This window comes from Paenibacillus sp. V4I9 (assembly GCF_030817295.1).
Taxonomy (GTDB): Bacteria; Bacillota; Bacilli; order Paenibacillales; family NBRC-103111; genus Paenibacillus_E.
In genome coordinates, this window is record NZ_JAUSZE010000001.1 from 1,525,714 (window position 1) to 1,540,926 (window position 15,213).

12 protein-coding genes are annotated in these 15,213 nt (G+C 47.7%); all 12 read left to right on the forward strand.

What is annotated here, in order from left to right:
• Window positions 1-28 precede the first annotated feature (28 nt).
• Window positions 29-2,401, forward strand: a complete 2,373-nt coding sequence (locus QFZ81_RS07265) for a glycoside hydrolase family 95 protein (RefSeq protein WP_307602092.1) — start codon at window positions 29-31, stop codon at window positions 2,399-2,401.
• An 81-nt stretch (window positions 2,402-2,482) separates the two neighbouring features.
• Window positions 2,483-4,414: a glycoside hydrolase family 43 protein gene (locus QFZ81_RS07270; protein WP_307602094.1), complete on the forward strand. Its 1,932-nt coding sequence runs from the start codon at window positions 2,483-2,485 to the stop codon at window positions 4,412-4,414.
• 110 nt (window positions 4,415-4,524) lie between these two features.
• A complete protein-coding gene (locus QFZ81_RS07275; protein WP_307446077.1) occupies window positions 4,525-4,752 on the forward strand; it encodes a glycoside hydrolase family protein in 228 nt (75 codons plus the stop codon).
• A gap of 115 nt (window positions 4,753-4,867) precedes the next feature.
• Complete coding sequence (locus QFZ81_RS07280) at window positions 4,868-5,452, forward strand: AraC family ligand binding domain-containing protein (RefSeq protein ID WP_307602096.1); 585 nt, start codon at window positions 4,868-4,870, stop codon at window positions 5,450-5,452.
• Window positions 5,453-5,746: 294 nt separating this feature from the next.
• A complete protein-coding gene (locus tag QFZ81_RS07285) occupies window positions 5,747-6,670 on the forward strand; it encodes an ABC transporter permease subunit (RefSeq protein ID WP_307446072.1) in 924 nt (307 codons plus the stop codon).
• Entirely contained in the window at window positions 6,667-7,635 is a 969-nt protein-coding gene (locus QFZ81_RS07290; RefSeq protein ID WP_307446070.1) for a carbohydrate ABC transporter permease, read from the forward strand. Before QFZ81_RS07285 ends, QFZ81_RS07290 begins: the two co-directional genes overlap by 4 nt.
• Before the next feature lie 43 nt (window positions 7,636-7,678).
• Window positions 7,679-9,478 carry a type 2 periplasmic-binding domain-containing protein gene (locus QFZ81_RS07295; RefSeq protein ID WP_307602098.1) on the forward strand — a complete coding sequence of 600 codons (1,800 nt, stop codon included), beginning with the start codon at window positions 7,679-7,681 and terminating at the stop codon, window positions 9,476-9,478.
• 159 nt (window positions 9,479-9,637) lie between these two features.
• Window positions 9,638-11,188 (forward strand): carboxylesterase/lipase family protein, encoded by a 1,551-nt coding sequence (locus QFZ81_RS07300; protein ID WP_307602100.1) that lies wholly within the window; start codon window positions 9,638-9,640, stop codon window positions 11,186-11,188.
• Window positions 11,189-11,416: 228 nt separating this feature from the next.
• Window positions 11,417-11,596, forward strand: coding sequence for a hypothetical protein (locus QFZ81_RS07305; RefSeq protein ID WP_307602102.1), 180 nt, complete (start codon window positions 11,417-11,419; stop codon window positions 11,594-11,596).
• 176 nt (window positions 11,597-11,772) lie between these two features.
• The gene (locus QFZ81_RS07310) at window positions 11,773-12,570 is read left to right on the forward strand and encodes a helix-turn-helix transcriptional regulator (RefSeq protein ID WP_307602104.1); all 798 of its coding nucleotides are present in this window, start codon (window positions 11,773-11,775) and stop codon (window positions 12,568-12,570) included.
• 54 nt (window positions 12,571-12,624) lie between these two features.
• The gene (locus QFZ81_RS07315) at window positions 12,625-12,843 is read left to right on the forward strand and encodes a hypothetical protein (protein ID WP_307602106.1); all 219 of its coding nucleotides are present in this window, start codon (window positions 12,625-12,627) and stop codon (window positions 12,841-12,843) included.
• A gap of 18 nt (window positions 12,844-12,861) precedes the next feature.
• Entirely contained in the window at window positions 12,862-15,186 is a 2,325-nt protein-coding gene (locus tag QFZ81_RS07320; protein ID WP_307602108.1) for a glycoside hydrolase family 95 protein, read from the forward strand.
• Window positions 15,187-15,213: the final 27 nt, after the last annotated feature.

Sequence of the window (15,213 nt, forward strand, 5' to 3'; positions counted from 1 at the left end):
ATTCTGAGATGAAGGAAAGGAAATCACCATGAATATACAGTTTCATTCCCCCGCCGTTTATTGGACGGAAGCCCTTCCTGTTGGAAATGGCAAACTTGGCGCGATGGTTTTTGGCGGTGTCGAGAAAGAACGCATTGCTTTAAATGAAGATACACTTTGGTCCGGTTACCCTAGTGATTGGAATAATCTGGGGGCGAAAGAAGTCTTGCTGAAGGTGAGAGAGCAAATCGCGCAAGGCAAGTATGAGGAAGCAGATCGGCTTTGCAAGGAAATGATGGGTCCCTTTACGCAATCTTATTTGCCATTCGGCGACTTGCAGCTGGTTATGGATCATGGCAATGTATACGGGCAATACCGCCGAAAGCTTGATCTGTCTGCGGGAATCGCTACAGTCGATTATTCCGTTGGAGGCGTTCAGTATTCCCGTGAAATATTTGCCTCTTATCCCGACCAAGCCATTATCGTGCGGTTACAATCGAGCAAGGCGGGACAGCTCAGTTTTCGGGCCCAATTAGATAGTCCGCTAAGATTCACTTCGTCCTATGAGTCCGAACACTACGTCATATCCGGCCATGCGCCGGAGTACGTCTCCCCAAGTTATCACCATATAGAAGATCCCGTTCGTTACGGAGACTCGGAGACCACGCAAGCATTGAAGTTCCAGGGGCGGTTGGCTGCGGTGCATGAAGGCGGAACGATGAAGGTTGATGCGGACGGCTTGCACGTGATTGGAGCGACTAGCGCGATATTGTATTTCAACGCGTCGACCTCCTTTGATCCAAGCATTGGCGCGAGCAGTTCCGAACTGAATCTGAAGCAAATTACAACGGATGCCATCCACGCCGTTAGCGGTAAGCCGTATGAGGTGATTCGAAACCGGCATCTTGACGATCATAACAAGCTGTTCGGCAGAGTTGCCTTGTCTCTGGGGGAGAGCATAGCCCCCTCCGATATGCCGACCGATCGGCGAATTGCCGAATTTGGCAGCAGCGACCCCGGTCTGGTCGAGCTTCTGTTCCATTACGGACGGTATCTGTTGATTGCAAGCTCCCGCCCGGGAACTCAGCCTGCCAATCTTCAAGGCATATGGAATGAGGAAACGCGGGCGCCGTGGAGCAGCAACTATACGCTTAATATTAATGCAGAGATGAACTACTGGCCCGCAGAGTCTTGCAATATGGCGGAAATGCATGAGCCTTTGATTGATTTTATTGGCAGGTTGGCACGGAACGGCAAGAAGACGGCGGAAACGAATTATGGCGCAAGAGGGTGGGTGGCGCACCATAACTCGGATTTGTGGGCCCAGACGGCGCCGGTCGGCGATTTTGGAATTGGAGACCCGGTATGGGCGTTTTGGCCGATGGGCGGCACCTGGTTGACCCAGCATTTATGGGAGCATTATGCCTTCAGCGGGGATGAGGTGTTTTTACGGGAAACGGCGTACCCCATCATGAAGGAAGCAGCGTTATTCTGTTTGGATTGGCTCATTGAAGATAAAGATGCACATTTCATTACATCGCCTTCGACCTCTCCGGAGCAGAAATTTGTGATCGGCGACAAGCACTATGCCGTAAGCGAGGCGTCGACCATGGACTTATCTTTGATCGGTGAATGTTTCGAAAACTGTATCCAGGCGGCGGAACAACTGAAGATCGATGAAGATTTTGCGAAGACACTGCTGGAAACAAAGCAAAGGCTGCTGCCGCTCCAAATCGGCAAGCATGGTCAATTACAGGAATGGTCGCAGGATTTCGAAGGCGAGGATGTCCATCATCGTCACGTTTCTCATCTTGTCGGGGTCTATCCGGGGCGGCTGATTACGGAGCATACTGCTCCCGATCTGTTCCAAGCTGCGAAGACATCGCTTGAAATAAGGGGGGACGGGGGAACGGGATGGAGTCTGGGTTGGAAAATCGGTTTATGGGCAAGATTCAAGGACGGCAATCGCGCAGAGCGGTTAATCTCGAATTTGTTGACTCTCATTAAGGGTGACGAACCGATTAATCATGACAGAGGCGGCGTTTATGCCAATCTGTTCGATGCGCATCCTCCTTTCCAAATCGATGGAAACTTTGCAGCCACAGCGGGGATCGCAGAGCTGCTGCTGCAATCGCATCAAGGATACTTGGAACTCCTGCCGGCGCTGCCCGATGCCTGGAAAGATGGCTTTGTCAAAGGATTGCGGGGCCGAGGAGGCTATGAAGTCGATATGGAGTGGAAGGGCGGCGCATTGTCAAAGGCGGAAATCGCAGCTTCAAAAACGCAGACTTGCAAAGTGCTCGCCAGGCAGAACGTAAGGATTACGCAAGATGGCGAAGTAATTACTTATTCTCAAGTGGGGAACGGCTGTATCGGGTTCCATGCTGAAAGCGGAAAACGTTACGTGGTATCGACCGTTTGAAGACTTTTGTCTTTAAACCCTCGCAGACAGACATCATATGAATGATCCACTTTCGTGCCGAAATGGAGGTTGAGGCGGAGAATGCCCGATCACGAAGAATATGACGGTTACCTGTCCGTTTATTTTAATGATGACGGCAAAGGCGGCGGAGAGGAAAATGGAACGAATCGAAAATTCCATAAAGGGGAGGACTTTATTTTGACAGTATATAACAGCAAATATTCAGGTTACCTTTTGGTACATTTTATCGGGGAGCAGCTTGAGGGTGAACAGGTCTATTTCTCTTATAGTGAGGATGGCTTGCATTGGAAAGACCTGAACGCGAGCTTACCGGTTCTACGTTCGGAACTAGGGGAAAAGGGCGTGAGGGATCCGTTTATCGTGCGCTCGCCTAAGGAGGACAAGTTTTATCTAATTGCCACGGATCTCCGCATTGCAAACGGAAAGGGCTGGGACACTGCGGTGAATGCCGGAAGCCGCGACATTATCGTATGGGAATCCGCCGATCTGGTGCACTGGTCTTCACCGTGGGCAGTCACGCTTGGCGTACCAGGTGCCGGCTGCGTCTGGGCGCCGGAGGCCATTTATGACGAAGCCGCGGACGAATTCCTGGTGTTCTGGGCCTCCGCGACGCAGGAGCCGCAGGAAATAGAGCGGAAACAAAAGATCTATAGCGCCCGTACCAGGGATTTCTGCAGCTTCACAGCGCCTGAAAAGTATATTGAACGGGATAACCACATCATTGATACCACGATCATTGCCCAAAATGGTACCTACTACCGTTATTCCAAGGATGAAACGACTAAGAATATCCGGGTCGAAAAAGGCACATCACTGGAAAAAGACTCCTTTACCAATCTGTCCGCTCCGGCTTTGGAGGAATTGTTAGGTGTGGAAGGCCCGCAAATTTTCAAGTTGAACGACCGCGAGGAGTGGTGCCTTATTGTGGATCGCTTTGCGGAAGGAAAGGGCTACCTCCCCTTGCTGACCTCCGACCTTGAAAGCGGAGAATTCCGGGTTCTGCCGGAAGGGTCGTTCGATTTGGGGAAAACTAAGAAACGCCATGGCGGAGTCCTCCCTATTACCGCTGATGAATGCAGCCGCCTTCTGGTGGCGTTTGGCGACGGCCATCAGGTGCTGCCCGGACAATTCGCTGACCCGGATCTTGTGAAGTTCGGCGACTGCTATTACCTTTATCCCACAACCGACGGCTTCACGGGCTGGTCGGGCACGCAATTTCATGCGTTTTCTTCGGCTGACATGCGGATTTGGAAAGACGAAGGCGTGATTTTGGATCTTGCGACGGAAGATGTACCCTGGGCTGTCGGCAGCGCATGGGCTCCGGCCATTGCCAGCAAAAATGATAAATATTACTATTATTTCTGCGGAAAAATGGAAAGCGGAGAGTGCGCCATAGGTGTTGCAGTTGCCGAGACTCCGGCAGGCCCATTTCGCGCGCAGCCGCAGCCGCTTATTACCATGGAACAGATGAAGCGTCTTGGTATCGCCATGGGCCAGACCATTGACCCATCCGTCTTTATTGAGGATGACGGTACGGCTTACATGCTGTTTGGAAATGCACACCCTGCAATCGTACAGTTCGGCGAAGATATGGTAAGCGTCATCGAGGATACGATGAAGAATCTTGTCGGACTGCACGACTTCCGGGAGGCGGTCACCGTTCTGAGGCGCGGCGGGCAGTATCACTTCACGTGGTCCTGCGATGACACCGGCAGCGAGGATTACCACGTGAACTATGGCACGGCGGAGCATCTTTACGGTCCAGTAACTTACCGCTACCCAGTACTTCTCAAAAACAAGGACAAGGACATGCTCGGCACCGCTCATCATTCGATTCTGCAGGAGCCCGGCACAGATAAGTATTTGATTGCTTATCACCGGTTCGTCACGCCACTGACAAGGTTTACACAAGGAAAAGGCTATCACCGCGAAGTTTGCATAGACCCCCTCAACTTTGGCGAAGACGGGTTGATGCAACAGGTGAAACTGTAGAGGATGCTATGTAGCCCCAACCCAAGTATTCAGGCGTAATAGGAAAGGTTCGCTTTCGTTCCGCTTCTCTCCTTTATCGGGAACGAGCTTCTCAATTAGGGGAGAGAGGCGTGCGCGATCCGTTCATGATCCGTTCGCCCCAAGGGGATAAATGGTACTTATTTATTGACGAGTATGGATTAAGAGGGTATATACCGCTGGAGACGACCGATCTAGATTCGGGCGAATGGACGATGCCTGCGGATTTCGCGCTGCCAACCAAGCCGAGGCATGGGGCCGTATTGCCGGTTACGCGCTCCGAATACGAGAGGCTGCATGCCAAATACAGTAGGGGTTGAAGCGCTTGCATTTGGAAAGCTTATCATCACTCAGACGTACTCCAAAATGTAAGCACTTACATGTGTGTTCTGAAAGTTGTTACAGGGGCTTAGAAAATCATCTGGGGGGAATCGTATGTACGCTTTTTGCAACAACCAACGTATTTATCATCCGTTCAGACTGTGCGCAATCGGTTTAAATAAGCAATTTGTTACAGATGGGTCGGCTGTACCGCAGTTCTATGAATTGATGATCGGAAGAGTCGGTAAAGCGGTTATCCGCATTCAAGACGAACAATCTTTTCAACTGCATCCGGATCAAGCCGTTATTGTCAAGCCAGGACATATGCTAGAGTTTCAAGCTTTAGATGAAGAATGGGATGCGGCGGTTCTCCGCTTCTATTGCAGCCACTCAGCTTTGAACCTATTCCAATTGCGTCATCACCAACCACTGGCTTTACGTTCCTCAAGACGAATCATGGAGCTCATTGAGCTGTTGTGGAGGGAGTGGGGAGAAGAAGAAACCGTCTATAGCAGCTCGGAAATCATTTTTTCGCTGCTTTTGGAGCTCAAAATGCAAAGCAATTCGCTTCAGTACCTGCAGCAATATTCAGTCAAGATGATGCAAAAGGTGCTCGACTATATTCATGAGAATTATGCGGCCAAATTAACGATTGACGAGATTTCTAAACGGTTCGGATACACGTCACAACATTTTTAACCGAATATTCAAGAAAGAACTAGGATACACCGGATGCCATCATCGTGATTCACCGAGCAATATGAGAATAGATCAATAATCGATGAGAATAGGTCATTGTTTTGAAAAAAATGATATCTTATAATAGTTTTAATGAAACCGAATGAAAACGCTATCAACACAAGGAACGTCCTCAAATTCATCCATGACCTTTTGCGCTGGAGTAGAGTGAAACTGCCATTTCGGCACTTCATATTTTTTTGGGATATCGTTATTTGTCAATAAATACGTTGAATATAAAATAGGGGGCCTGACATGGTACGAATAGAAAAATATAGCAAGAAAAGCATCTCAATAATGAAATTCCTCTTTATTATGCCTTTTATGGTTTTACTTGGTATCTTTGCATATTACCCGCTATATGGTTGGGTTTATGCATTCTTTGACTATACGCCGCCGATTCCGCTGTCCCAATCGCCGTTTGTTGGTCTGAAGTGGTTTCATACCTTGGTCGAAAACCAAGTAAAGATCGATCAAACGCTTCAAATACTCAAGAACACGTTTGGGATGAGTGGCTTGAATCTGCTATTTTCCTGGCTTCCAATGATTTTTGCCATATTCCTGACTGAGATCAAATCCGTACGTTTCCGGAGGTTTATACAGACGGTAACAACCTTGCCGAACTTCATCAGCTGGGTATTGGTCTATTCACTGGCATTTTCAATGTTCTCTAGTGAAGGTATAGTCAACGGCCTTTTGAAACAACTTGGATTTATCGATTCCCCGGTATTACTTCTTCAAAACTCCGACCATGTTTGGATTATGATGTGGATGTGGACGACTTGGAAAACATTGGGTTGGTCAGCCATATTGTATATAGCGGCGATTATGAGTATAGATGATTCTCTATATGAAGCGGCCTATGTAGACGGCGCGACAAGAATGCGGGTGATCTGGCATGTCGTATTGCCGAGTATGGTGCCGACCTATTTTGTTTTGTTGATGCTGCAAATTGCGAGTTTTCTGAATAATGGCTTGGAGCAATATTTCGTATTTCAAAATGCATTTAACAAGGATTCCATACAGGCTTTAGACTTATATGTTTACAACCTGGCAATGGGGGGCGGCAGCTATTCCGTGTCCGTCGCGATCAGTATGCTAAAGAGCTTGATTAGTGTTGTACTTCTCTTTTCTGTAAACGGACTATCAAAAAGACTAAGAGGAGAGAGTATTGTATGAGTGATACAGCAGTAGGTCTGGCGCCGAATGATAAAGTGCCTGGCAGCCATCTCACTAGAAAAATTAAAGTCCAGGTCAGCCCAACAGACAAAATGATGACTGTTTTAATATATTTCCTGTTTTCCCTGTATGCGCTTATTTGTGTATATCCATTTTACTCGATCATTATTAATACGATAAGTGCAAACGATATCAGTGCCAAAGGTGATGTTATCTTTTACCCGATGCAAATCCAATTCCATAACTACGTGGATGTGGTTAAAATACCGGGGTTGTGGGATGCAGCCGTTGTATCTGTAGGAAGGACCGTGATCGGAACCACTTTAACGGTAGGGGCTTCCGCCTTTTTGGGATTCATGTTTACCCAGGAGGATATGTGGAGGAGAAAATTTTGGTATCGCTATACGGTTTTAACCATGTTTTTTAATGCCGGGGTTATTCCGTGGTATTTGACAATGAGGTCTTTGCATCTGACAAACAATTTTTTGGCCTATATTCTGCCGACAATCGTAGCTCCGTTTTTCATCATTCTTGTAAAGACTTTCGTGGAATCAACGCCGAAGGAATTGCAACATGCGGCAAGTATCGACGGGGCCGGGACCATGACCCTTTTTTTCAAAATCATGTTGCCCATCTGTAAGCCCATATTGGCTACGGTTGCCATATTCGCGGCAGTGGATCAGTGGAATTCCTTCCAGGATACGTTGTTGTTGGTTACGGAGAGCAAACTATATAGCTTGCAGTTTATTCTATATAACTATATTAATCAGGCAAGTTCCATATCCAGCATGGTAAACCTGCAGAATGCCGGTTCGACAGCCATAACAAGTCTGGCAACAAAGCAAACCACTACTTCAATTCGAATGACGGTGACCATTATTGTTGTAGCGCCTATTTTGTTGGTTTATCCGATTTTCCAAAGATTTTTTGTAAAGGGGATTATGATCGGTGCAGTGAAGGGATAACTTACACCGTTATAATAAATTGAAAGAATATGGGGGGTTGAACATGAGTAAGCGGAGTAAAGCAGTGAAAAAATCGATGTTGATGTTGTTTGCTTGCCTCTTCATGGTTTCTGTAGCATTGACCGGCTGTGGAGGCGAATCTAACAATAAGGCTGCATCAACGGCACCAAGTAAGTCACCAGACTCCGGTACTGGAGCTATATCCAAGGCTAGTACAGCGATAGATCACAGTAAACCGCTGACCATTACCGTTTTTGACAATGCAGCAAATTATCAAGGCGAGCAGAAAGGGTGGTATGGAAAGCTTATTAAGGATAAGTTCAATATCACATTGAACATTCTTGCTCCGCAGGTTGCCGGCGATCAGCTATACAAGACAAGATCGGCAGCAGGAAATTTAGGCGATCTCCTGATCGTCAATAACAGTCAGTTAGAAGAATTAATTCCAGCCGGTCTGATTATGGATCTCACGGATAAGATCAAGAATACGCAGAACCTGTCCAAATATGTGGATAATCATTTCAAACCTTTCAATGCAGCATTTCAAAAAGTAAATCCGGATGGCAAGATTTATGCTTTGCCGACTTTTGAGGCAGATACTTCTCCAACGACATTCTCGGAACAAACCCCTTACTCAAGCCCAATAATGCCTTGGGATTATTTCAAGGGAGTTGGGGCTCCCAAGCTGAACAATTTGGATGATCTTTTAAATGTACTGAAGCAAATGCATGAGAAATATCCCAAGACTCCGGACGGTAAACCGATCGCTCCGATCACCTTGTGGAAGGATTGGGACAGCAGAGGCACTATGGAAAATGCACGCTGGTTAGGCAATTGGTACGGTTATGAGCAGCCAGAAGGAACCACCACCATCCAGTTGAATGCAAAAGGCGACATCGTTCCGCTCATCGATGACAACAGTATGTACAAGAAGATTCTGCAATTCTATTTTAAAGCAAATCAGATGGGTTTGGTTGACCCTGACTCACCAACCCAGGATTGGAACAAAGTTTCCGAAAAGCTGACCAACAAGCAGGTACTTCTCTTGTGGTATTCATGGGAAACAGGGTTCTACAATTCAATTGAAAGAGGTAAAAAAGGTGACGGGAATGTTGCTGTTCCGATCGCTGACACGCACATTATTCAGGCAAGCGATGCTTATTACGGCAATGGAAGAGTTTTTGCTATCGGTTCCAAAGCCAATGATCCCGATCGGATCATGGAATTCATGGATTGGACTACTTCTCCTGAAGGCCTGCGTTACTATGTGAATGGATTTGAAGGCTTCAACTACGAAAAGACGGCAGACGGCAAGTTTAAGCTGACCGAAGTGGGTCAAACCGCATTCCAGAAAAATACACCTGTTCCGGAAGAGTACGGAGGCGGCGGATACCAGGACGGACAAAGTAAGCTCAACACGATGATCATTAGCGATTTTGCCAAAGATCCAAAGACAGGGGAGTTCTATAACAGCAATTACTGGAGCCCAACAATTGAAGCAAACAAGACAGCGCTAACGACGGATTGGCAGAACACTTATAATGCAGAAAACGCAACAGATTACTACTTGAAACATAAGATGATCGATATCGTCCCCAATATCAATACAAGTTTAGGAAGCGATTCATCAGATATTAAAAACAAACGCAGCCAGATTTCTGACTATGTAAAGAACACATCCTGGAAAATGGTATTCGCAAAGAATCAAGCAGAGTTCGACAAGCTTTGGGAAATGATGAAGAAAGATGTGATAGGCCTCGGCTGGAATGATGTAGTTGCTGCGGATACGGAAAAAGCGCAAAAGATTATTAAAATGCGTGCCGATGCATTAGCTAAAAAGTAAAAATAATAATTTTTTTATGAATGAGGGATATGTATGATCTTATATATCCCTCATTCATTTTCTGATTCTAGACAAATACACAGTCTGTCGATGATCTATTACAGACCCTTGCGAACGCTTTCGTGGAACGAGTTCGCTTAATGAAAGGAGAAATCAAGCATGCTTAGAGTCGTAAACGTTGAAAACGGATTGGTACAAGGGTTGCCGGCAGCCGACCCCAGGATCACAAGTTTCAAAGGGATCCCGTTTGCCGCTCCGCCCGTAGGAGAGAACCGCTGGCGTGCTCCGCAGCCCGTCAAAGACTGGGAGGGCGTGCTCAACGCGTACGAATTCGCGCCTGTCTCGATGCAGGCCAGACAAGAAATCGACGACAACAATATTTATACCCGGGAATGGGCCGTTGAACCGGACATCGCCATGGACGAGGACTGCCTCTACCTTAACGTGTGGACCCCGGCTAACCGTGCCGATGAAAAGCTGCCGGTGTACTTATGGTATTTCGGAGGAGGCCTGCAGGTCGGTCATACGGCCGAGATGGAGTTTGACGGGGAACGCATCGCCCGAAGAGGCATCGTCGTGGTTACGATCAACTATCGTCTGAACGTGTTCGGATTTCTATGCCACCCTGAAATCACGGCGGAATCGCCGGAAGCTCCCGCGAACTTCGGCCACCTCGACCAACAAGCTGCTACAAGATGGGTCAAATGCAATATCGCTGCTTTCGGCGGCGATCCGGACAACATCACCATCGGCGGACAATCTGCCGGCGGCGGAAGCGTCATGAGCCAGCTTACTTCACCGCAGAACAACGGCCTCTTTCAGAGAGCGATCGTGCAGAGCGGGGTATTCACGGAGCTCTACCCAGGAGTCCGCACGCCCAGGTTTCTGCGCGATATAACGGAAGCCGAACAGGAAGGCGTTCAATTCTTCGAATTTCTCGGCATTTCCTCGCTTGCGGAAGCCCGGAAGCTGGATGCGGTTTCTCTCCGAGACAAGATGCTGAAGTACAAGGCGTTCTGGGGCACCGTCGTCGACAATAAGTTCAGTGTTGGCAGCGCGTTCGAATTGTTCCTTCAAAACAAGCGCTTGCAGGTACCGGTGATGTTCGGCCATACGTCATCCGAGTTTTTCAGTGCTCCGGAGGCCGATTCGCTGGACGAAATCAATAACTTGGCCGTCAACTTATTCGGCGACGATGCCAATGAATTTCTTGAAGTTTGCGGATTTCCGTCAGGCAACTTCGATGAGGTCTTGAAAAAAGCTTCGGTAAGTGGCATCGAATACGCGATACGGATTGCCGGGCAGGCCAATGCAGATACCGGCGCCAATCTCCCGCTTTACTATTACAATTTCGATGCGGGAATCCCAGGTTGGGATAACCCTGGAACGTTCCACTCGGTGGATCTCTGGTTCTTCTTCGAGACCCTCGCCAAATGCTGGAGGCCGTTCGTCGGCAAACATTACGATCTTGCCCGCCAAATGTGCAATTACTGGGCGAACTTCATTCGTTGTGGAGATCCGAACGGCAAAGATTCTACGGGAGAGGACTTGCCACGGTGGGAGCCCTATACGCCAAAGGCACCGTACGGCATGCGATTCGTGGATCAAGCCGAGTTTTCCAGGGAACAACCCAGCGATATGATGCAGCTCCTCGTGAGACAATATTTCAAGAGAAAATCCGTTGAATTCGTATACGGAAGGATAGATTGACTAGGGGAGGAAGTTCCATGAAACTAGAATTCGGCAACTATATCCTGATCTCCAAAGAGGGTGGCATTGAGGTTCAAAAAAACGGCAAACTTCTCATTTCAACAAGCGGCAGATGTTCGTGACGGTAAAGACCGCCTTTGGCGTTAACGAGGTTTACGACCAAGCTTACAAGAGACCTTGGTTTTTCAACCAAGGTCTCTTTGAAGATTCCGGAATCGGATGACGTCCATGACTATCACTGCTTCAGACGCTCACGATGATGGTGTTCATTTTGATGACATCGGACAACCAGAGCGTGGGCTGCAGGGAGGAGATTTAGCCATGCAAGAGTTGAAAGGGAAACAGGTTATCATTCATGATGGCGACTTAAAGCGCAGGGAATATGCAAACCGCGCCTGTTCTTTTTGATCGAGTGCTATCACCATAACCAGCTGCGCCATTACCATTTCGATGAACATCTAGTTTTCGATCTAGGCAAGAATGCCAAACGAGCCGTCGTTCCTTTGCTTCGTTGACTGTTTTCAAACAGTCATATATGCTAATAAATAATTGATGTATTGTCATTTTTTTGATACTGGAGGATCATGATGACCAACATTTTCTATGTTGAGTATGATGCCGCGCACGCAAGCAATTTTGTGTTCGATATCCCTGAGGGCCATAACTGTTGGCTGCTTGTCGTGACCCATACACCTGCCCTGTTCTGGGTCAATGAAGAATTGAAGGAGTACCCAGCACACAGTGGAGTTTTATACCATCCCCATCAAAAAATTTATTACCGGGCCTGCGCGGAACAATATAAGAACGACTGGATTCGTTTCGAATCCAACGAATCGTATGTAACGGAAACATCGCTTCCATTCGGAGTGCCATTTTCATTGAATGACCCTGAATACTGCCACAAAATATTCCAACTCCTCGTCAGCGAACACTCTTTTCAAAAAGATTATAAAGAATCATCCATTGACTGCTTACTGAGAACCCTGTTTAACAAGCTGCTGGAATCTTACTTTCAAGAAGTAATTACGCCCAAATACTACAACTTGTTATCGCTTCGGACCGCCATTTACAGTAATCCTAGCCAGGACTGGGCGGTTCCGAGAATGGCCGACTCTATCCGCATCAGTCCTGGGTATTTGCAGACAATTTACAAGAAGACTTTCGGGATTTCTTGTATGGATGACGTGATTACAAGCCGCATCCGCCAAGCCAAGGAATATTTGTTGCACGGCTCTCTATCCATCGCGGAGGTCGCTTTACGCTGCGGGTATAACAACGTGGAGCACTTCTGCCGTCAATTCAAGCAGATTACGGGCTTTACACCAAGAAAGTTTCACAAGCAGATGGAAGGCGCGTCTGTTGAGAGGGCCGTCAAACCGTAACTTATACAACAAAACAGGAGACTCTTCGTCAAACGTCCTACGTGGTTGTTATGAATGAACGTCATCATTATGCCTTGGGCATGCGGAAACGTTAGGACCGAAATGAATTATTTCTTCGCAAGCAAGTGGGATCCATCCATGATGAAACTTCCTCCATCGCTAGGACCTCTGCATGTGTGCGGCTTCGAATCGAAGCCTCCGCAACATACGTACCTGCGGCAATTGATTGGTTCGAATACAAGCCTGCTGATTAAAAATAGAATACGATTGTAAAGTGAAGGGGCAATCATCATGAGTGAAGCACGTTTAGAGTACAAAGAAAGACTATTTTTTCGCTCCCCAGCCAAGCATTGGGACGAAGCATTTCCGATTGGCAACGGACGGCTGGGAGCTATGATTTTCGGAGGGCCATGCTCCGAACGATTGCAGCTTAATGAAGATTCCTTATGGTATGGAGGTCCAAGGGATCGGCATAACCCGGATGCTTTGGTACATCTTCCGGAAATTCGCCACCTCATTTTTGAGGGGAAGCTCAAAGAAGCCGAGTCCCTCGCTTCGCTTGCCTTAACTGCGATCCCTGAAACCCAGCGTCATTATGTGCCGCTCGGCGATCTGTTTCTTCATTTCCAAACATTAGACGATAACCAAGTCATCAATTATGAACGGGAGCTCGATTTATCAGAAGCAGTGGTCAGTATTTCCTTTAAGGCGGGTAAGGTTCATTATCGTCGCAAGATCTTTGCGAGCTATCCGGACGGCGCGATTGTGATTCGATTGACGGCTGATACGCCGGGCCAAATTTCCTTTACGGCAAGGATGGGAAGGGAAAGGTTCCGATACGTAGACCATATCCGCACAGAAGAAGGTAATTCGATCATAATGAGCGGCAATAGTGGCGGAGGTGTTAACTATTGCGGTGTGTTGATGTGCAAACCAGAGGGAGGCCAAATGCGTACGATTGGGGAGCACTTGGTCGTGACCAATGCCGATGCCGTCACATTGGTCATTTCCGCCGCCACGGATTTTCGAGAGTCCGATCCTGAATCCGCATCGTTTGCAAATGCCAAGCGTGCTGCTTCACGGACGTATATCGACTTATTAACAGCCCACATTGAAGATTATTGTAAACTGTTTCAGCGGACGTCGTTAAGGCTTGATGCTGCATTCAAAGCTGTGGAACAAGACACCTCGAAACGATTGGAACGGATGAAAGCTGGAGCTGAAGACCCCGAACTTCTAGCTTTATATTTTCAGTATGGCCGTTATCTGCTTATTGCTTCAAGCAGACCAGGATCTTTACCTGCGAATTTGCAAGGGATTTGGAATAAGGATATGTTACCGGCCTGGGACAGCAAATTTACCATTAACATTAATGCGCAAATGAACTATTGGCCGGCTGAGATCTGCAATTTATCCGAATGCCATGAGCCTCTCTTTGAATTGATCGAACGGATGATTCCAAACGGTCGCCGAACCGCTCAAGTCATGTATGGTTGCGGTGGCAGTGCTGCCCATCATAATACTGATATTTGGGCGGATACCGCACCGCAGGATCTTTATCTACCCTCGACATATTGGCCCCTAGGTCTTGCATGGTTATGTCTGCATCTTTGGGAACATTATCAATTCGAGCGGAATGAGGCATTTCTGAAACGTGCTTACCCGATGATGAAAGAAGCGGCTGCTTTTCTTGTTGGTTATATGGTCGAACTTCCTAGTGGAGTGCTTGTCACTTGCCCCTCTGTCTCACCTGAAAACACATATAGATTGCCGAATGGGGAAACGGGCGTGCTTTGCTATGGGCCATCCATGGATAGCCAGATTGCTCGCGAATTGTTTCTCGCATGTCTAGCGGCAGGTGAACAGTTAGAGACGGATATGGACTTCTTGACAACGCTTAAACTTACAATGGATAAGCTGCCACAGCCCCAGATTGGGCGTCATGGACAAATACAGGAGTGGATTGAAGATTATGAGGAAGTGGAGCCAGGACATCGTCATATCTCACACTTGTTCGCTTTACACCCGGGAACACAGATCACTCCAGAGAAGACACCAAGCCTAAGTGCTGCTGCTCGCCGGACACTTGAGAGACGACTTGCAAACGGAGGCGGACATACAGGCTGGAGTCGCGCCTGGATTGTGAATTTTTGGGCTCGGCTGGGAGATGCGGAAGAAGCATACGAAAATGTAACTGCCCTTTTGACGCACTCCACATTGCCCAACCTTCTCGATAACCATCCGCCGTTTCAGATAGACGGCAATTTTGGCGGGACTGCGGGTATCGCGGAAATGCTGCTGCAAAGCCATGCTGACGCCATTCATTTGTTACCAGCTCTCCCTAATGCATGGTCCAATGGTGAAGTAACGGGGCTTCGCGCCCGCGGTGCGGTAACGGTAGATATGGCATGGAAGGACGGTCAATTACAGCATGCTGATCTGAAGCCAGATTATAAAGGGGTGTATCGTATTCGTTGCAATCTGCCCATCCAATTATGGATTGAAGGGGAGATTTATGAGCCAACGCAACTCGACGCATCAACCTATTCGTTTGAGGCGGAGGCAGGGACTGCGGTTCATGTACTTGCTAAGGCAGAATCCAAGCCCGCGAATTGAGGTTTCGTTATTATCGTTCAACCAATA